Annotated in this window: 18 protein-coding genes and 1 tRNA gene; 3 read left to right on the forward strand and 16 right to left on the reverse strand. The window is 69.0% G+C overall.

The genetic code is table 11. The features are described 5' to 3' along the window. Positions 1-99: 99 nt before the first annotated feature. Positions 100-1,449, forward strand: coding sequence for a DNA recombination protein RmuC (locus ACFOMD_RS08885; RefSeq protein WP_380860021.1), 1,350 nt, complete (start codon positions 100-102; stop codon positions 1,447-1,449). Positions 1,450-1,451: 2 nt separating this feature from the next. On the opposite strand, the gene ACFOMD_RS08890 is transcribed toward ACFOMD_RS08885, so the two are convergent. From ACFOMD_RS08890 to rplU, 15 genes are all read right to left on the reverse strand, one after another. After that, on the reverse strand, positions 1,452-2,255 hold the full coding sequence (locus tag ACFOMD_RS08890) for a TrmH family RNA methyltransferase (protein WP_380860024.1): 804 nt from the start codon (positions 2,253-2,255) through the stop codon (positions 1,452-1,454). A 42-nt stretch (positions 2,256-2,297) separates the two neighbouring features. Then, the gene (locus ACFOMD_RS08895) at positions 2,298-3,221 is read right to left on the reverse strand and encodes a divergent polysaccharide deacetylase family protein (protein WP_380860027.1); all 924 of its coding nucleotides are present in this window, start codon (positions 3,219-3,221) and stop codon (positions 2,298-2,300) included. Between the two features lie 20 nt (positions 3,222-3,241). Further along, on the reverse strand, positions 3,242-4,606 hold the full coding sequence (locus ACFOMD_RS08900; protein WP_380860030.1) for a S41 family peptidase: 1,365 nt from the start codon (positions 4,604-4,606) through the stop codon (positions 3,242-3,244). Between the two features lie 112 nt (positions 4,607-4,718). Next, positions 4,719-5,699: a murein hydrolase activator EnvC family protein gene (locus tag ACFOMD_RS08905; protein WP_380860033.1), complete on the reverse strand. Its 981-nt coding sequence runs from the start codon at positions 5,697-5,699 to the stop codon at positions 4,719-4,721. Continuing rightward, complete coding sequence (locus tag ACFOMD_RS08910; protein ID WP_380860036.1) at positions 5,699-6,124, reverse strand: 23S rRNA (pseudouridine(1915)-N(3))-methyltransferase RlmH; 426 nt, start codon at positions 6,122-6,124, stop codon at positions 5,699-5,701. Before ACFOMD_RS08910 ends, ACFOMD_RS08905 begins: the two co-directional genes overlap by 1 nt. Before the next feature lie 16 nt (positions 6,125-6,140). Then, complete coding sequence (rsfS, locus tag ACFOMD_RS08915) at positions 6,141-6,551, reverse strand: ribosome silencing factor (protein WP_380860039.1); 411 nt, start codon at positions 6,549-6,551, stop codon at positions 6,141-6,143. Between the two features lie 13 nt (positions 6,552-6,564). Continuing rightward, entirely contained in the window at positions 6,565-7,161 is a 597-nt protein-coding gene (locus ACFOMD_RS08920; protein WP_380860042.1) for a nicotinate-nucleotide adenylyltransferase, read from the reverse strand. Positions 7,162-7,209: 48 nt separating this feature from the next. Beyond that, the gene (locus tag ACFOMD_RS08925; protein ID WP_380860045.1) at positions 7,210-8,403 is read right to left on the reverse strand and encodes an SMP-30/gluconolactonase/LRE family protein; all 1,194 of its coding nucleotides are present in this window, start codon (positions 8,401-8,403) and stop codon (positions 7,210-7,212) included. Positions 8,404-8,469: 66 nt separating this feature from the next. After that, positions 8,470-9,645 carry an MFS transporter gene (locus ACFOMD_RS08930; RefSeq protein WP_380860048.1) on the reverse strand — a complete coding sequence of 392 codons (1,176 nt, stop codon included), beginning with the start codon at positions 9,643-9,645 and terminating at the stop codon, positions 8,470-8,472. A gap of 5 nt (positions 9,646-9,650) precedes the next feature. Beyond that, positions 9,651-10,883, reverse strand: coding sequence for a glutamate-5-semialdehyde dehydrogenase (locus tag ACFOMD_RS08935; RefSeq protein ID WP_380860096.1), 1,233 nt, complete (start codon positions 10,881-10,883; stop codon positions 9,651-9,653). A 26-nt stretch (positions 10,884-10,909) separates the two neighbouring features. Continuing rightward, positions 10,910-12,037: a glutamate 5-kinase gene (proB, locus tag ACFOMD_RS08940; RefSeq protein ID WP_380860050.1), complete on the reverse strand. Its 1,128-nt coding sequence runs from the start codon at positions 12,035-12,037 to the stop codon at positions 10,910-10,912. Next, positions 12,022-13,050 carry a GTPase ObgE gene (gene obgE / locus ACFOMD_RS08945; RefSeq protein ID WP_380860052.1) on the reverse strand — a complete coding sequence of 343 codons (1,029 nt, stop codon included), beginning with the start codon at positions 13,048-13,050 and terminating at the stop codon, positions 12,022-12,024. The genes proB and obgE overlap by 16 nt, the downstream gene beginning before the upstream one ends. 95 nt (positions 13,051-13,145) lie before the next feature. Beyond that, the gene (locus ACFOMD_RS08950) at positions 13,146-13,703 is read right to left on the reverse strand and encodes a GNAT family N-acetyltransferase (RefSeq protein WP_380860055.1); all 558 of its coding nucleotides are present in this window, start codon (positions 13,701-13,703) and stop codon (positions 13,146-13,148) included. Positions 13,704-13,875: 172 nt separating this feature from the next. Further along, positions 13,876-14,145 (reverse strand): 50S ribosomal protein L27, encoded by a 270-nt coding sequence (gene rpmA, locus ACFOMD_RS08955; RefSeq protein ID WP_380860058.1) that lies wholly within the window; start codon positions 14,143-14,145, stop codon positions 13,876-13,878. 15 nt (positions 14,146-14,160) lie between these two features. Next, positions 14,161-14,673, reverse strand: coding sequence for a 50S ribosomal protein L21 (gene rplU, locus ACFOMD_RS08960; protein WP_380860061.1), 513 nt, complete (start codon positions 14,671-14,673; stop codon positions 14,161-14,163). 250 nt (positions 14,674-14,923) lie between these two features. Here rplU and ACFOMD_RS08965 point away from each other — a divergent pair, with 250 nt between their 5' ends. Continuing rightward, the gene (locus tag ACFOMD_RS08965; protein ID WP_380860064.1) at positions 14,924-17,536 is read left to right on the forward strand and encodes a TonB-dependent receptor plug domain-containing protein; all 2,613 of its coding nucleotides are present in this window, start codon (positions 14,924-14,926) and stop codon (positions 17,534-17,536) included. A gap of 69 nt (positions 17,537-17,605) precedes the next feature. Here ACFOMD_RS08965 and hspQ read toward each other — a convergent pair whose 3' ends face one another. Continuing rightward, positions 17,606-17,929 (reverse strand): heat shock protein HspQ, encoded by a 324-nt coding sequence (gene hspQ, locus ACFOMD_RS08970; RefSeq protein ID WP_380860099.1) that lies wholly within the window; start codon positions 17,927-17,929, stop codon positions 17,606-17,608. Between the two features lie 255 nt (positions 17,930-18,184). Here hspQ and ACFOMD_RS08975 point away from each other — a divergent pair. Then, positions 18,185-18,274: transfer RNA gene (locus ACFOMD_RS08975), tRNA-Ser, on the forward strand. The last annotated feature ends 75 nt before the right edge of the window (positions 18,275-18,349 follow it).

An 18,349-nucleotide genomic window follows, 5' to 3' on the forward strand; every position in this document is an offset into this window, starting at 1 on the left:
CAAGGTGCGGCGACACCCGGCTGATCGCAAGGGGACTGGCCATCACCCTCCCCTTTGCATTAGCCTGCGGGTTCACGATCCGTTCGCAAAGGATAAGGCGTGCTTGAGGGGCTGTTGTTCGTCGCCGGGTTCATCATCGCGCTGGCCGTCGGCTGGGCGGTGTGGGGGCGTGCCGCGGGCCGATTGGGCGCGGCAGAGGCGCGCGCGGAGCGGCTCGCCCCACTTGAAGAAGAAAACGAAAAGCTGCGCAGCAAGGCCGATGAACTTACCGACCTGAAGGCGCGCTCGGAGGAGCGTGACCGCGCATTTGAAGAGCAGCGGTCGCAACTCGTCAAAACCGGCGACGATCTTCGGCAGCAGTTCGAGCAGCTTGCCGGCGAGACGCTGCGCAAGAGCCAGCAGCAGTTCATCGATCTCGCCAACCAGAATTTCGAGACGCATCGCGCCAAGGCGGATGCGGGGCTCGAGAAAAGCACCAAGGACATCGCGGAGCTGATCGGGCCGATGCGCGATACGCTCGGCAAATATGAGACCCGCCTTCAGGAGGTCGAACTCGCGCGCACCGAAAGCTACGGCAAGCTCGTGCAGCTTCTGGATCAGGTGTCCAAAGGGCAGGAGCGCGTCAGCGGCGAAACCATGCGCCTCGCGACGGCCCTGCGCTCCTCCGGCAAGGCTGCAGGTCGTTGGGGTGAAGAGCAGTGCCGTAACGTGCTGGAGTTGGCCGGGCTCGTGGACGGTGTCGACTTCACCGCCCAGACATCGGTCGATGGTGAGAGCGGCCGTCAGCGGCCGGATTTCACGCTCTCGCTACCAGGTGATCGCAAGCTGGTCATCGACGTTAAATGCTCGGTGGACGCATTCGTGTCGGCGGCGGAATCGGACAATGAGGAGGAACGCGCGCGCCACCTGAAAGCGCATGCGGCGGCCGTGCGGAGCCATGCCAACGGCCTCGCCAGCAAGGCTTACGAAAAGTCCGTCGATGGGGCTGTCGACTTTGTCGTCCTTTTCGTTCCCGGCGAGAATTTCCTCGCCGCAGCGATCGAGCAGGATCGCACGCTGATGAACGATTTCATGGCGAAGCGCCTCGTTCTAGCGGGGCCGATCAACCTGATCGCCGTCGCGCGCACCGTTGCTGCCATGCGCGATCAGGCGCGGCTGGCGAAACAGGCGGCCGAAATCGCCAAGCTCGGCCGCGACCTTTACGATTCGCTGCGGATCATGGGGGGCAACATCCTGAACGTTCAGCGCGCGCTCGAAGGCGCGGTGACCCACTTCAACAAGTTCGTGACGCAGTTCGATTCGCGCGTGATGCTCCGGGCCGGACGCTTCGAGCAACTCGGTGCGACCACCGGGCTGGACACGCTTCCCGATCTGAAAGCGGTCGAGCAGTTGCCAACCGCCCCCGTATCGGCGGCGCTCATTACATCGACGAGTGAAGCCGCCGAGTAGCTCTATGCGCGACGGCGCTGGTTGAAGACTTCGTAGAGCAGGACCGCGCAGGAGACGGCGACGTTGAGGCTGTCGGCCTTGCCCGCCATCGGGATCTTCACCAGCACGTCGCAAGCGGCTTCATAGTCGGGCGGCAGGCCCGATTGCTCGTTGCCCATGAACAGGAAGGTCGGCGCGTCGTAGCTGACCGCCTGATAATCGTGATCGGTGTTGAGGCTGGCGCCGACCAGCATGCCGGGGCCCTGCCGCAGCCACTCGAAGAAGGCGGCGCCGTCGCTTTGCACCACGCGCTGGGTGAACAGCGCGCCCATCGACGCGCGCACCGCCTCGACCGAGAAGGGGTCGCAGGACTGGTCGAGCAGGATGACGCCGCCGGCACCGACTGCGTCGGCGGTGCGCAGGATGGTGCCGAGGTTGCCGGGGTCCTTCAGCGACTGGCAGACGATCCACACGAAGCTCGCCGCGCGGTCGATCGAGTCGAGCGCCAGCGCCTCGACCGGGAAGACGCCGACCAGCGCCTGCGGGTTGTCCTTCTCGGTGATCTTGTGGAGGATATCGCGGCTGGTTTCGATGACGTCGCCGCCCGCCGCCTCGCACTGGGCGACCAGCTTCGCCAGCAGCGGATGGCCGCGCGCGTCCTCGGCATAGACCAGCATCTGCGGCACCGCGCCGGCCTCAACGGCTTCGGCGACGATGCGCATGCCTTCGGCGAGGAACAGTCCCTCGCGCTGGCGGAATTTCTTCTCGCGCAGCGAGCGGATGCGCTTGATCGTCTCGTTGGAATGGCTGGTGATGATGCGCGGCATGGATAGCCGCTTACCGGCGGTCTGCGCGGAACGCAAAACCGGCTATTTGGCGAGCGAGCCCGGGGGCACCAGCAGCATGCCCTTGGCCTCCAAGGTCGGCGCCCATTTCTCCAGCGCGGCGATGGTCGCGGGCAGCGGGCGGGCGTAACCGATGGCGCTGCCCTCGCGTTTGGCCTGCGCCTCGAGCTGCGCCAGGTTGGCGGCGATCGAGCCGCTCTCGTCTAGGAAGCGGTTGTTGGCGGCGGCGCGCACCCCCGCGTCGCGCGCGGTGGCGACGCCGGCGCTGCGGCCCGAGGCGCGCGCGTCGATATAAGCGAGATTGCGCTTGCCGACCTCGGCGAGCACCGGGCGCAGTGCCGTCTCGCTCTCGGTGAAGGCCGATCCCATGATGCCGGTGACGCCGCTGGCGCCCTCGACGCGCGCCAGCGCCCAGTCGAGGCGGCGGACATTCTCCGGCCCGTCGGCATCGACGGTGAGCGTGTTGGCGCCGGGGCTGACGCGCGGCCAGGATTTGGGCTGCATCGGCAGGCCGGCGATCACCTCATGCCCGTCGGCCTTGGCGGCGCGGGCCAGGGTGCGGACATCGGGATAGGGCGTGAAGGCGAGGCCGACGGCGGCGGGCAATGCGGCGATGGCGGCGCGCGCCTGCGCGGGGTCGTCGCCGACGTCGGTGAGCAGGATGGCGATGCGCGGGCCGGTGAAGTCGGGTGCGAAGGGCACCGGCGTCGCGGGCGGCAGCGGCGCTTCCGCGACGGCAACGGCGGGCTCGGGGTCAGCGGCGACGGCGGCCGGCGCCTCCATCGGCTCGGCGACAGCGACCATCGGTTCCGGCTCGGCAAGCGCCGCCGGCGCCACGAGCGGCCGCAGCAGCCAGGTGAAGCCGATGGCGAGGAGGGCGAACAGCAGGACGAGGCCGGTCCATTGGCGCCCGGTCAGGCGCAGCAGCGGGCCGCTCGTCTCGTCCATTCGCCCCCTCGCCGTCCGGCTTACTTCTTGTTGGTCAGGCTCGCGGTGGTGAGACGCCCGCCCATGCGGTTGAGCGTCTTCAGCGCGTAATCGAGCTGATAATCCTCGACGCCCTGCTTCTTCAGCTCGGCTGCCGTCAAGGTGAAGCGGGGATCGGGCTTGGTATCGCGCTCGATATCCTTGTCCGTCGCGGTCTTCGCCTCGTTAATGAGGTGGCGGCGCAGATCGGCCTCGCGGACGCGCGGACGGCTGGCGTAATCCTCATCGGTGAGCTGCGGCACGGCGAGATCGGGCTCGATGCCCGATTCCTGCACCGAGCGGCCCGACGGCGTGAAGTAGCGCGCCGTCGTCAGGCGCAGCGCGCTATCCGCCGACAACGGGATGAGCGTCTGCACCGAGCCCTTGCCGAAGCTCTGCTGACCGAGGACGACCGCGCGGCGGTGATCCTGCAGCGCCCCGGCGACGATCTCGGCGGCCGAGGCCGAGCCTTCGTCGACGAGCACGATGATCGGCTTGCCATTGGTGAGGTCGCCGGCGCGGGCATAGTAGCGCTGGATATCCCCCTTGCGACGGCCGCGCTGCGAGACGATCTCGCCCTGTTCGAGGAAAGCGTCGGCCACCTCGATCGACTGGTCGAGGAGACCACCCGGGTTCGAGCGCAGATCGACGACATAGCCGGTGAGATTGGGGCCGATCTGCTTCTGCAAGGCGGCGATGGCGCCGCGGGTGGCTTCGCCGGTCTGCTTGTTGAAGGTCGAGATGCGGATGAGGCCGATATTGCCCTTCGCCTCGTACTTGACCGGCTTCAGCTGCACGATCTCGCGCTTAAGCGTCAGGTCGAACGGCTTCGGCGTGCCTTCGCGCACCACGGTGATCTTCACCGGGGTGCCGGGCAGGCCGCGCATCTTGTCGACCGCCTCGTTCAACGTGACGCCGAAGATCAGCTCGCCATCGATGTGGGTGATATAGTCGTTGGCCTTCATGCCGGCGCGGGCGGCGGGCGTGTCGTCGGTGGGGGCGACCACCTTCACGGCGCCGTCGTCCATTGTCACGGTGAGGCCGAGGCCGCCATATTCGCCGTCGGTCGTCGAGCGCATCTGCTCGAAATCGCGGGCATTGAGGAAGCTCGAATGCGGGTCGAGGCTGGCGAGCATGCCGTTGACGGCGCCTTCCAGCAGCGTCTTGTCGTCGACCTTGTCGACATATTCCGCGCGCACCCGCTCGAACACGTCCATCAGCTGGTCGAGCTGGCGGTAGGTCTCCGCACTGTTCGCCGACTGGGCGATCGCGGGCGAGGACGCGGTCAGGGTCGAGGTGGCGTAACCGGCGGCCATACCGATGATGGCGGCACCGACGGCGATCTTGGTGGGACGACGCGACGACATGAAAGCAAAATCCCTTTCCTCGTATCCACCCAACATAGCACGCTTCGCATGTTCTGCGAGGGTGACTGCGACAATCTCGACCAAGCGTAGCCAGGCATCGATTGATGACGGCTTAACCGCCTGAAGTTCTTCGGAGCCAACGCTGCGGGTCGACCGGCGTTCCGGCGGCGCGGACCTCGAGATAGAGCGTCGGTTCGCGCGTCCCCATCAGCCCGACGATGCCGCCGCCGCGCACCCGCTGCCCCGCAGTCACGCGCGCGCCGCCCATGCCCGACAGCAAGGACAGCACGCCGCCGTCATGTTCGAGGATGACGATGCGGCCGTAGGTGCCGAACGGCCCGGTGAAGGCGACCCGACCGTCGGCAGGGGCCATCACCAGCGCATTGGGCGCGGTGCGCCACGACAGGCCCTGCGACGGCACGCCGACCGCATTGGGCGCGCCGAAACGGCTGACGAGGCTACCTTCGACCGGGCGCAACAGATCGAGCTGCGGCAGCACGCGCTCGGTATGGCGGGTGAGGCCGTCGACCAGCTCGCGCAGGGTCTGCGCGCGCGCCGCGAGCGCCGTGCCCTCGCCCTGCAGCCGGCGGATATCGGCGGCGAGCGCCGCCTGCACCGTGCCGAGCTTCGCGCGCTCGGTGGCGAGGCGGCGGCGCGTTTCGGCGGCACGCTCGATTTGTTGGCGCAGCGCGCGGGTGCGCAGGCGGAGCTGCGGCGTCATGGTTTCGAGCAGCAGGCTGACGCGCGCGGCGTCGACCGCACCCTGCGGCTGGGCGAGCAGTAGGGCTGGCGGGCGGCGCGACAGCGTCTGCAGCGCGGCGAGGAGGCGCATCACCTCATCCTGCCGACCGGCGAGCGTCGTTAGCTGACCGCGCCGCACCTCGTCGAGGTAGAGGATGCGCTGCTGAAGCTCGGCGGCGGCGCCTTCGTTGCGCTCGATGCGCGCGGTGATCAGATCGATGGCGGTGCGGGTGGCGCGCGCCTCGGCCTCGGTGGCGTCGAGGCGGGCCTGGCTGTCGCGCAGGTCGGCGGGCGCGGCGCCGGCCAGCGCCGCAAGCAACAAAGCCGCGATGCCCAATCGCCGCACGTTCATCACCCCTCCCGGTGATAGGGATGATTAGCGAGGATCGCCGTCGCCCGGTAGAGCTGCTCCGCCAGCATCGCGCGCGCCAGCATGTGCGGCCAGGTGGCGGCGCCGAAGCTCAGCAGCAGGTCGGCCCGGCCGCGCGTCGCCTCGTCATGGCCGTCCGCCGCGCCGATCAGGAAGCGCGCCTCGCGCATGCCGTCGTCGCGCCACCGCTCCAGCTTCGCCGCCAGATCGCGCGAGGGCAGCGCCTTGCCACGTTCGTCGAGAACGATGGTGACGCCGGGGGTCAGTGGGTCAGGAAGCTTCGCCGGGCCGCTGTCGGGCAGCTCGGTAACCAAGGTCGGCCAGGCGATGCGTTTCAGATAGCGGTCGACGAGTTCCGCCTCGGGGCTGCGCCCGATGCGGCCGCGCGCGACGATGTGGAGGCGCACGCCCCGCCGCGAGCGGCTAGTCGGCGGCGCCGGGGCGCGTCGGCGCGCCGTCGCCGTCGAACGCCCACATCTTTTCGAGATTGTAGAAGCTGCGCACTTCCGGCCGGAACAGGTGGACGATCACGTCCTGCGCGTCGATCAGCACCCAGTCGGCGGTCGGCAGTCCCTCGATCTTGACGCTGCGGTGCAGCTCTTCCTTGACGCGGCGGGCGATCTTCTCGGCCATCGACGCGACCTGGCGGGTCGAGCGGCCGGAAGCGATCACCATGTGATCGGCGATCGCCGACTTGCCCTTCAGCGGAATGGTGGTGACCTCGACCGCCTGATCGTCCTCGAGCGAGCGGAGTATCAGCTCATGGAGCTGGGTGACCTCGGCATCGTCGGCAGTCGGAGCGGCGCCCGTGGGGGCGGCCTTGGGGGCTGGCAAGCGTCTTATCCTTTCATCGGGCCGTCTTCAGCCGTTCCGCCCAGCGCGGATCGCGTTTCCGGATCGCGGTGGCTGACTGTGGCGACAATCTGATGTTCAGGAAAACGATCGCCGGCAGCTCCCACCTCGTCCAGTGCTTCGCGTCCGCGCTCCGGTGGCGGAACCGCCGAAGCCACGCCATCGCCGGAGCGAAAAGCGCGTCGCCAATGTAATGCGGGCGGGCCATCACCGCAATCGGCACGGCGCGCGCCAGCCTCCGCCAGGCGCGCCAGCGGTGGAACTGGACGAGATTGTCGGCGCCCATCACCCAGATGAAGCGCTTGTCGGGGTAGCGCCGGGCGAGCGCCGCAACGGTATCGACGGTGTAGACGGTGCCGAGCTTCGCCTCGATCGACATCGGCCGGATGCGCGGGTGCCGCGCCACGGTGCGCGCCGAGGCGAGGCGCGCCTCGAGCGAGGCCATGCCGTCGGCGGCCTTCAGCGGGTTCTGCGGGCTGACCAGCCACCAGATCTCGTCGAGGCCCAGCCGCCGCATCGCCTCCAGGCTGATGTGGCGGTGGCCGTCATGCGCCGGATTGAAGGACCCGCCGAGCAGGCCGATACGAGTCACGCGACAAGGCTCTCCCAACCGCGCCCCGTGCGGCGCCGCGGGATAGCCCTAGCGGGCGAGCGGCACTTCGACCAGCATCGGATCGTCGGGCTTGCTGCCGTCGGGGATGCCGGTCTGGGTGATGATTTGCAGCTTGCCGCCCGCGACCGCGGCGGTGGTGGCGCCGGCGAAGACGGAATGACCGCTGGCGAGCACCTCGGCACGGAGCGACGTGGCGGCAGGGGTCAGGCGGAGGATGCGGATCGGCTGGGTGCCATTCTGCACCGCGAGCAGCGCGCCATCGTGCCAGATCAGGCCGTCGATGCCGATGATGGAATTGCCCTTATCGTCCTTCAGCTCGGTCGCCGCGCCGGTGGCGGGATCGACGACGAGCAGGCCGGGGGCGTGGGCGACGTAGAGGCGATTGCCGCCGTACGCGATGCCGTTGGGGTAGATGAGGCCGGTCGAGGTCTTAACTTCGGCGAGGCGGTCGCGGGTGGCGATCCACAGCCGGCCGCCGGTCGAATCGGTGACGGCGACGCGGCCGTCGGGCAGCACGGCGCTGTCATTGCAAAAGACGTTCTCGGCGGGGAAATCGACCGACGTGCGCGGTGCGAGATCGGGCAGCGCGAGGCGGACGAGGCGGCCCTTGCCCGCCTTCTGGTCGCTGAGGCAGGCGATCAGCTCGTTGCGGGGCGCGTCGACGCGCAGGCCGACGACACCGAAGCCGGCGGCGGGGGTGTAGAGGCGCTTGAGGCCGCCCGCGTCGAGGCGGTGAATGCCGTCCTGCAACGCGCCGACATACAGCGTCCCGTCGGCGGTGGCGGCGACGCCTTCGGGCTGCTTGCCGGCGAGCGCGACCTTGGCGCTAGGGGTGACGGTGCCGTGCGGCGTGCGGTTGGCGGCGAGGCGGGCGGCAGCCTCGGCGAAACCGGGCTTGCCCTGCATCGGCGGGGCGAGCACCTCGTCACCGGCGGCGTCGAAGCCCCAGCCGGCGTCGGCGAGCGCGTTCAGATTGGCAACGGCGGCAGCGTGCTGGCCGGTCAGCGCCTGCGCGCGCGTCAGATTGAAGGTGACGCCGGGCGACCAGGGCATCATTGCCTTCAGCGCCTCGACGGCGCGCAGATAGCCGGGATAGTCGCCGGCGAGCCGCGCCTCGCGGGCCTGGGCGAACAATTGCTGCGGTGTCGGCCGTGGCGCGTCCTGTGCGCCGGCCAACGCAGCCGTCGCGAGCAGCGCGGCGCCGATGATGATGTTTCGCATAGTCCCCTCCCCTTGATGTCGGGAAAGTAGCGCGCGGGGCGCGGCGGGGCAGCGTCGTTCGTCGAGTCAGCGAGGTCGTTCGACCAATCGCGGCAGCGCGAGGCAGGCGAAGGCGCCGAGTTCGGCGACCGCGCAGGCGAGCGCCAGCGGCACGAGGCCCTGCTCGATGAACGGCGCGACGGTGGCGGTGCCGAGCGCGGTGACGCCGACGATGCCGAGGATAACCAGCGCCGCGCCGCGCGCGTCGTCGCCATGTGCCGCGACGACCGCACGGAAGAAGCCCGGCGGGCCGCGCAAGCCAAGGCCGGTGTTCATCGGCACGAACAGCGCGGTGATCACCCAGGTGTTGGTGCCACCGGAGAGCGCATAGGCGAGAATCGCGGTGCCGCTGACGAAGCAGGTGAAAGTGCCGATGGTGATCATCCGCTCCGGCCCGAAGCGCGTCGCGAGGCTGCTGGCGACATTGGCAGCGATGATGAAGGTGGCGATGCCGGTCACCTGCATGGCGATGAACGCAGATAGGTCGGCGCCGAGCGCGCGCACGAACACGGCGGGTGCGCCAAACACGAAGATCAGCAGGCCGCCGAGCGTCAGCGCGTGGCTGAGGCAGTAGCGCAGGTAGACGGGATCGCCGAGCAGCGCGCGGTAGCTGCCCTGCGGACGGCGCGTGGCCTGCGGCAGGCGGCGGTGCAGCGCGAAGGCCGCGGCGAGAAGCAGCGCGATGGCGCCGATCAGTTCGAACGACAGCCGCCAGCCGCCGAGCGTCAGCAGCCAGGCGCCGAGGATGGGCGCGAGCGCGGGGGCAAGCGATTCGATGCTGCCGAGCAGGCCGAGCGCCCGGACGGCGCGCGCCTCGCCGAACATCGCCTTGACGATACCGGGCGCGAACACCGCCGGGCCGGAGGCAACCGCCCCTTGCAAGGCCCGCAGCGAGATCAGCGTCCAGATGTCCGACGCGGCGGCGCAGGCGAGCGAGACGACGCCGGTCAGCAGCAGCGAGCCGACGAGCAGCGCGCGGGTGCCGAAGCGGTCGCCGAGGGCACCGTAGATGAGCAGGCCGATGGCGGTGCCGCCGACATAGGCGGCGAGCACCAGTTGCGCTGCCGCCGCGTCACCGCCCAGCGCCTCGGGCAGCGACGGGACGGCCGGCAACACGAGATCGGTGCCGATCAGGCCGAGCGCGGTGCTCGCCACGATCATGCCGAGCACGAGGCTGTGCGTTCGGAAGCTATCGGTCGTCATGCGCGTCAGCCGGGCCGGACCTGTCCGCTGCCGCGCACCAAGGTCTTGTAGGTGGTGAGCCCTTCGAGGGCGACGGGGCCGCGGGCGTGGAGGCGGCCGGTCGAGATGCCGATCTCCGCGCCGAAGCCGAACTCGCCGCCGTCGGCGAATTGCGTCGAGGCGTTGTGCAGTACGATCGCGCTGTCGACGCCGCGCAGGAAGCGCTCGGCGGCGGCCTCGTCCTCGGTGACGATGGCATCGGTGTGGTGCGAACCGTGCGCGGCGATGTGCGCCATCGCGCCCTCCACGCCGTCGACGCGGGCGACCGACAGGATGGCGTCGAGATATTCGGTGTCCCAATCCTCGGTGTCGGCCATCAGCAGGCGCGGGTCGAGCGGGAGGAGGTCGGGCGTGGTGCGCACCTCGCAACCGGCGTCGAGCAGGGCGGCGACGATGTCCTTCGCCAGCGTCTCGGGCGCGGCGCGATCGATCAGCAGGGTCTCCATCGCCCCGCAGACGCCGGTGCGGCGCAGCTTGGCGTTGACCGCGATGGCCTGCGCCTTCGCCGGGTCGGCGGCCTTGTCGATATAGACATGATTGATACCGTCGAGGTGGGCGAGCACCGGCACGCGCGCCTCATCCTGCACGCGCGCGACGAGGCTCTTGCCGCCGCGCGGGATGATGATGTCGATAAGGCCGCTGGCGGTCAGCATCGCGCCGACAGCGGCGCGGTCGGGGGTCGGAACGAGCTGGATGGCGGCTTCGGGCAGGCCGGCGGCGCGCAGGCCCTCGACGAGCGCGGCGTGGATGGCGCGGCTGCTCTCGATCGCTTCGGAGCCGCCGCGCAGGATGCAGGCGTTGCCGGCCATCAGGCAGAGGGCGCCGGCATCGGCCGTCACGTTGGGCCGGCTCTCGTAGATGATGCCGACGACGCCCAAGGGCACGCGGACGCGCTCGAAGCGCAGGCCGTTGGGCTGGGTCCAGTTCTTGAGGCTCTCACCGACCGGGTCGGGGAGCCCTGCCACCGCTTCGAGCGCAGAGGCGATGCCGTCGAGGCGGCCGGCATCGAGCTTCAGCCGGTCGAGCATCGCCGGCGACAGGCCATTCTCCGCCCCGCGCGCCATGTCGGTGGCGTTGGCGGCGAGGATGGTGTCGGCGCTGGCACGCATCGCGCTGGCGGCGGCGCGCAGGGCTGCGGCCTTCGTCTCGGTGGGTGTTGCGGCGAGGATGGCAGCGGCTTCGCGCGCCGCCCGGCCCATCTCGGCGATCAGGGCGACGGCGTCGGTCACAGCAGCACCAGATGGTCGCGGTGGATCATCGCCGAGCGGGGCGCGTAGCCGAGGATCACCTCCTGCGCGTCGTTGCGGGTGCCGGCGAGGCGGGCGGCTTCGTCATTACTGTAGGCGGCAAGACCGCGGGCCACCGCGCCATCGTCGGTCCAGACCTCGATGACGTCGCCGCGCTCGAAGCGGCCTGCGACGGCGGTGACGCCGGCGGCGAGGAGGCTCCGGCCGTCGCGCAAGGCTTTCGCCGCGCCGGCATCGATGGACAGCCGCCCCTTGGCGGTCAGCCGCCCGGCGAGCCATGCCTTCTTGGCGCGCGCGCCGCCGCTGGCGACGAACACGGTGCCGCGGCCGGTCTCGGCGAAGCGCGCCAGCGGGTGATCGACCTTGCCCGACAGGATGGCAAGATGCGCGCCGGCGGCATTGGCGATCTTCGCCGCCTGCAGCTTCGCCACCATACCGCCCGAGCCGAGGCCCGAGGCGCTGCGTGCATCGGCCATCGCCTCGATGCGGGCGTCGAGCTTCTCGACGGTCTCGATGAAGGTCGCGTTCGGGTCGCTCGCCGGGTTGGCGGTGTAGAGGCCGTCGACGTCGGAGAGCAGCAGCACGCCGCCCGCGCCCGCCGCCTGCGCGACGCGCGCCGCCAGCCGGTCGTTGTCGCCGAAGCGGATTTCGGCGGTGGCGACGCTGTCATTCTCGTTGAGGACGGGCACGACGCCCAAGGACAGCAGCCGTTCGAGCGTTGCGCTGGCGTTGAGGAAGCGGCGGCGGTCCTCAAGGTCATCCAAGGTCACCAGCATCTGCGCGGCGGTCAGCCCGCGTTCGTGCAGCAGCTCGGCATAGACCTGGCTCAAGGCAATCTGGCCGGTGGCGGCGGCCGCCTGCGCATCCTCGAGGCTGGCGCGGCCGCCCTTCGGCAGCCCCAGCCGCCGCGCGCCGAGTGCGATCGCGCCCGAGGAGACGATGACGATGCCCTGCCCGGCGCGGTGGCGCTCGACGAGGTCGTCGAGCACGCCCGCCAGCCAGTCGCGCCGCACCTTGCCGTCGCCGTCGACGAGCAGCGCGGAGCCGATCTTGACGACGAGGCGGGAGCAGGCAGCGGGGGCGAAGCGCGCTACACGGGGCTCCACGCCGGTTCCCCCTCGTCGGGCTTCAGCCGCCCGACCGCCTCGATCAGGCGATCGAGAACCTCATCGACGCCGTCACCCGTCGCCCCCGACAGGCGGTAGACGCTGGCGCCGCTGACCTTCTCCAGCTTCTTCACCAGCTTGGTCAGCGTCTTGGCGTCCATCGCGTCGATCTTGTTGAGCGCGATGATCTCATCCTTGTCCTCCAGCCCGGCGCCATAGGCATCGAGCTCGCCACGGACGATTTCATAGGCCTCGACGGGATCCTCCTCGGTCGCATCGACGAGGTGAAGGAGGATGCGGCAGCGCTCGATATGGCCGAGGAAGCGGTCGCCGATACCGGCGCCTTCCGCCGCGCCCTCGATGAGGCCGGGGATATCGGCGAGCACGAACTCGCGGCCCTTGTGGCTGACGACGCCCAATTGCGGCTTCAGCGTCGTGAACGGATAGTCGCCGACCTTGGCGCGGGCGTTGGTGACGGCGTTGAGGAAGGTCGATTTGCCGGCGTTGGGCAGGCCGACGAGGCCGGCGTCGGCAAGCAGCTTCAGCCGCAGCCACACCGACATCTCCTCGCCGGGAAAGCCGTTCTGATACTGGCGCGGCGCCCGGTTGGTGGAGCTCTTGTACGACGCATTGCCCATGCCGCCGTCGCCACCGCGAAGGAAGATGATGCGCTCGCCGGCCTGCGTCAGGTCGGCGAGCAGGGTGCGATCATCATCATCGGCAAGGATCTGCGTGCCGACCGGCACCTTGATGACGAGATCGTCGCCACCGGCGCCGGTGCGGTCGCGGCCCATGCCGTGGGTACCGCGATCGGCGCGGAAATGCTGCTGGTAGCGAAAGTCGATGAGCGTGTTCAGCCCCTCGATCGCCTCGAAAATGATGTCGCCGCCCTTGCCGCCGGTACCGCCGTCGGGGCCGCCATATTCGATATACTTCTCACGCCGGAAGGAGACGGCGCCATCGCCGCCCCAGCCGGACTTCAGGTGGATCTTTGCTTGGTCGAGGAACTGCATGACGGTGCTTCTGCGCGAAAGCCGGGAGCGGCGCCAGAGGGAGGGGCGATATCACCCCTCCCCATGACGCGGCCAGACGGTGGTGGTTCCGAAGGTCAGGCGGCGAGGCAGAGCGCCGGTCGGTCGCACCAGTTTTCGCGGTCGAGCACATAGCGCGCCGACGGGGCGATGGCGTCGCGGGCCTTCGAATAGGTGCCGCGCACCTCGCCGGTCGCCCGGAAACCGAGCTTCCTGAGCACCGCGCCCGATGCCGGATTGTCGATGAAATGCCCGGCCTCGACCGCGGGCAGCCGCAGGCCGTCGAAAGCGAGCCGCAGGATCGCCTGCCCCGCCTCGGTCGCATAGCCGCGACCCCAGGCCTCGCGCGCGATCCAGTAGCCGAGCTCATGCTCGTCGGCGTCGTCGCGCCGGTCGAGGCCGATGGTGCCGACCAGCCGCGCCTCGGCTTCGGTGCGTTCGAAGATGACGAACTGCGGGCCGGCGGGCCTTGCCATGCGCATGGCAAGGAAGCTCTCCGCCTCCGCCATGCCGTAGGGCCAGGGCGCGCTGGCGAGATTCTTGACGATGTCCCACGCGGCGATCGCCCCACACAGGGCGCGCGCGTCCTCGATCCAGGCCGGGCGCAGGAACAGGCGGCGGGTACGGATGAACATCGTGACGTCTCCCAGTCGCGCGCCGTCCATGGACGGCGGCCGTTGCACGCACATGACGCGACAGCCGGAGAGGAGACAAAAAGAGAGGGAGATGGCGACCCATCCCCCTCTCCGTGTACTTTTACACTTCAGCGAGGTCGCCTTCTCCGGCGACCTCGAGGCGTCGCCAAGCCTATTCGGCCGCTACCGCAAGCATATCGACGCTGACATATTTCCGGCCGAGCTTGCCGTCGTGGAAAACGACGCGGCCGTCGGTCAGCGCGAACAGCGTGTGATCCTTGCCGATGCCGACGTTGCGGCCCGGGTAAACGCGGGTACCGCGCTGGCGGATAATGATGTTGCCGCCGACCACTTCCTGGCCGCCGAACTTCTTCACGCCGAGACGACGACCGGCCGAATCACGACCGTTGCGCGACGAGCCGCCTGCTTTCTTATGTGCCATGGTGCGTGCTCCTCTTTACTCGGCGGCCGGCTTGGCAGCCTTGTTGGCGGCGGCCTTCGGCTTTGCGGTCTTCTTCTCGGCAGCCGGGGCAGCAGCCTCGGCCTTCGGCGCGGCGGCCTTCTTCGGCGCAGCAGCCTTCTTCGGCGCTTCGGCAGCCGGAGCGGCCTCGACGGCCGGCGCGGCTTCCGCCTTCGGCTCGGCCTTCTTCGCGGGAGCCTTCTTCGGCGCCTCGCCGCCGATGGCGACGATCTTCAGGACGGTGTGGTCCTGACGATGGCCGTTCTTGCGGCGGTAGTTGTGGCGGCGCTTCTTCTTGAAGATGATGACCTTGTCACCCTTCGTCTGCGCGACGATCTCGGCGGTGACGACTTGGCCGGCGGCGGCCTTGAGGTCGCTGCCCTCGCCCATCAGCAGCACGTCGCCGAGCGTGACGGTGTCGCCGGCTTCGCCCGGAAGGCGGTCGACGATGATCTTCTGGTCGGCGGCGATGCGGTACTGCTTGCCGCCCGTGCGCACCACTGCGAACATGGCTGAAACCCTAGTCATAAATATCAACGGACACGGACGAACAGGCGCCTACGACGCGCCGACCGTGCGGGAGCGGCGTACCTATGGGAGGCGCCCTGCGATGTCAACCGAGTCGGTAGCCCGCCGCCCACTGTAACCATTTAGCAACATTGCGCGGAAAGCTGTTGCGCCGACGCAATGGCCGCATTGCACGGCGGCGTGCGCAGGCATCTTATTCCCCGAACAAGCATAACGTTAAGTGGGGACACACATGCGAAAGATTACAAAGGCTTCGCTCCTCGCCGGCTTCGCGTTCGTCGCGACCGCCGCACAGGCGCAGGACACCGCCGCCGTCGCAGACGAGGCGGAGACCATCGTCGTCACCGGCACCCGCGCCGTCGGCCGCACCATCGCCGACAGCCCGGTTCCGATCGACGTGCTGACGCCCGAGGCGCTTCAGAACACCGGCTTCACCGAGACGAATCGCGTGCTCAACCAGCTGGTGCCGAGCTTCAACTTCCCGCAGCCGTCGATCACCGACGGCACCGACGTCGTCCGCCCGGCGACCCTGCGCGGCCTCAACCCCGACCAGACGCTGGTGCTGATCAACGGCAAGCGCCGCCACACCACCGCCCTCCTCAACATCAACGGCTCGGTTGGGCGCGGCTCGGCCGCCGTCGACATCAACCTGATCCCGTCGATCGCGCTCGGCCGCGTCGAGGTGCTGCGCGACGGCGCCGCCGCCCAGTATGGCTCGGACGCCATCGCCGGCGTGCTCAACTTCCAGCTGTCGGAAATCCGCGAGGGCGGCCGCTTCACCGCGACCTACGGCCAGTATGAGAGCCGCGTCGACGGCATCGAGGCGTTCACCGGTCTGGCGGTCAACGCCGCCGGCCAGCCCGTGCTGGCGCCCGACGCGAACCGCAACGGCAACGGCGACATCTTCGTCACCAACACCACCGGCAAGGATCGCAAGGTCTCCGACGGCCAGACCTTGACCGTCGCCGGCATCGTCGGCCTGCCGCTCGGCGCCGAGGGCCATGTCACCGTTTCGGCCGAGTTCCAGGACCGCGACCCGACCAACCGCACCGGCTACGACCCGCGCCGCCAGTATGACCGCATCGGCGGCAACGTCGATGCGCGCGAGTTCAGCTTCGACCGCCTCAGCCACCGCTATGGCGACGCCAAGACCGACGACATGAAGCTGTTCGTCAACAGCGCGCTGCCGGTCGGCGAATCGGCCGAGCTGTATGCGTTCGGCAGCTACGGCTGGCGCGACGGCACCAGCGGCGCCTTCGTCCGCCTCGCCAACGACGCCCGCAACGTGCAGGCGATCCACCCGAACGGCTTCCTGCCGCTGATCAATACCGAGCTCGAGGACAAGGCCGTCACCGGCGGTATCCGCGGCGAGCTCGGCGGCGGCATCAAGTACGACCTGTCGGGCGGCTATGCGCACAACGCGTTCGACTTCTTCATCTCGAACACGCTCAACCGCTCGTTCGGCGCCGCGTCGAAGACCGGCTTCGATTCCGGCGGCCTGCGCTACAGCCAGACGCTCGCCAACCTCGACCTGTCGAAGGAAGTGGCGGTCGGCTTCGCGCAGACGCTCACCGTCGCCGGCGGCCTCGAATATCGCCGCGAGACCTTCCGCATCCGTCCGGGCGAAGTCGCCAGCTATGCCGGCGGCACCGCGGGCGGCGCGTCGGGCGCGCAGGGCTTCCCGGGCTTCGCGCCGGTCATCGGCGGCCAGCGCGTCGACCAGAAGCGCGATCGCGACAACATCTCGGCCTATGCCGAGCTCGATGCCGAGATCACCGATGCCTTCACCGTGCAGGTGGCGGGCCGCTATGAGGATTATTCGGACTTCGGGTCGGACCTCAACGGCAAGATCGCGGCGCGCTTCGAGCCGGCCGAGGGCTTCGCGCTGCGCGGCGCCGTCTCGACCGGCTTCCGCGCCCCGTCGCTGCAGCAGCAATTCTTCGCGGCGTCGGCGACCAACAACGTCGGCGGCATCCTGCTGGAAACGGTGACGCTGCCGGTCGACAACCCGATCGCCATCGCGCTCGGCGCGACGCCGCTCGATGCCGAAACCTCGATCGCCTATTCGGCGGGCTTCGTCGTCACCGCGGTGCCGCGCTTCAACCTGACCGTCGACGTCTATCAGGTGTCGATCGACGACCGCATCGTCGTCACCGAGAACCTGACGGCGAACCGTGCGGCGGGCGCCGCCAACCCGGGCCTTCGCATCGGCCAGATCCTCGATGCGGCGGGCTTCACGGCGACGAACGCGGCGCGCTTCTTCGTCAACGGCGTCGACACCCGCACCCGCGGCCTCGACGCGGTCGCCACCTACAAGTTCGACATGGGCGACATGGGCCAGCTCGGCGCCACCGCCGGCTTCAACTACAACAAGACGAAGCTGGAGCGCGTGCTCGCGGCGCCGGGGCCGCTGGCCACCGTGCCGGGCGTCGTGCTGTTCGGCCGGCAGGAGCGTATCCGCCTGACCGACGGCCAGCCGCGCACCAAGATCAATCTCGGTCTCGACTGGGATTGGGACTGGCTGGGCGTGACGGCGCGCACCAACCGCTACGGCAAGGTGCTGGCGGCGGGTGCAGACCCGTTCCTCGACGTCGAGATCGAGCCGAAGTGGATCACCGACCTCGAGCTGCGCGCCGACGTGTCGGAGGCGCTTCAGCTGGCGATCGGGTCAAACAACGTCTTCGACATCTACCCGACGAAGATCCCGACCGGGCTCGGCACCGACCCCGCGAACGGGGCGGCCCGCGCCTATCCGGCGACCAACTATGTGGCCACCTACTCGGCCTTCTCGCCGTACGGTTTCAACGGCCGCTTCGTCTACGCCCGCGCGAGCTTCCGCTTCTAGCACGCGCGACACGAAAGAAAGGGGCCGGGCGACAGCGCGTCGCCCGGCCCCTTTTCTTTTCAGCCGTGTTTAGTTGGCGTGGCCGTTCTTCAGCACATAGCGGCCGTCAGCGCCCTGGTCGAACAGCTCCGCCACCGCCGGATGGCCGACCGGCAGCCCGCTGTCGTCGGGCAGCAGATTCTGCTGGCTGACATAGGCGAGGTAGGCGCTTTCCTCATTCTCGGCGAGCAGGTGGTAGAAGGGCTGGTCCTTGTGCGGCCGGACATGCTCCGGGATCGCCTCCCACCATTCCTCGGTATTCGCGAACACGGGATCGACGTCGAAGATCACGCCGCGGAACGGAAACAGCCGGTGGCGCACCACGTCGCCCAGCCCGAAATTCGCCAGCGGCATGCCGGGCGCCGCCGGCGCCCCCTCCGTCAACGGGCGCACCGTCACCTCGGCCTCCTCGGGCTCGCGAAACCTGTTGAACCATTTTTCGATCATCGGGCGAAACTCGAACATGACCTCGTGGACCTCACAAGGCCCATATAGGAACGCCGGGCCGCGCGTGTAGGGCGCACGGGTGCAAAACCCGGCTTTGCAATCCCGAAAGCTTCGCCTATATGCCCGCCTTCGACCGCGCGCCGACATCGGTACGCCACCTGCGGAGAGGTGCCAGAGTGGTCGATTGGGACGGTCTCGAAAACCGTTGTGCCCTCACGGGTACCGTGGGTTCGAATCCCACCCTCTCCGCCATTCAGTCCTGCTAACTAGGATCAGGACTCATTGATTGAGCCAGAAGATGAAGGCGGCGGCGAAGGCGATTGCTGA

The sequence above is a fragment of the Sphingoaurantiacus capsulatus genome (genome assembly GCF_042648405.1).
Taxonomy (GTDB): Bacteria; Pseudomonadota; Alphaproteobacteria; order Sphingomonadales; family Sphingomonadaceae; genus Sphingoaurantiacus; species Sphingoaurantiacus capsulatus.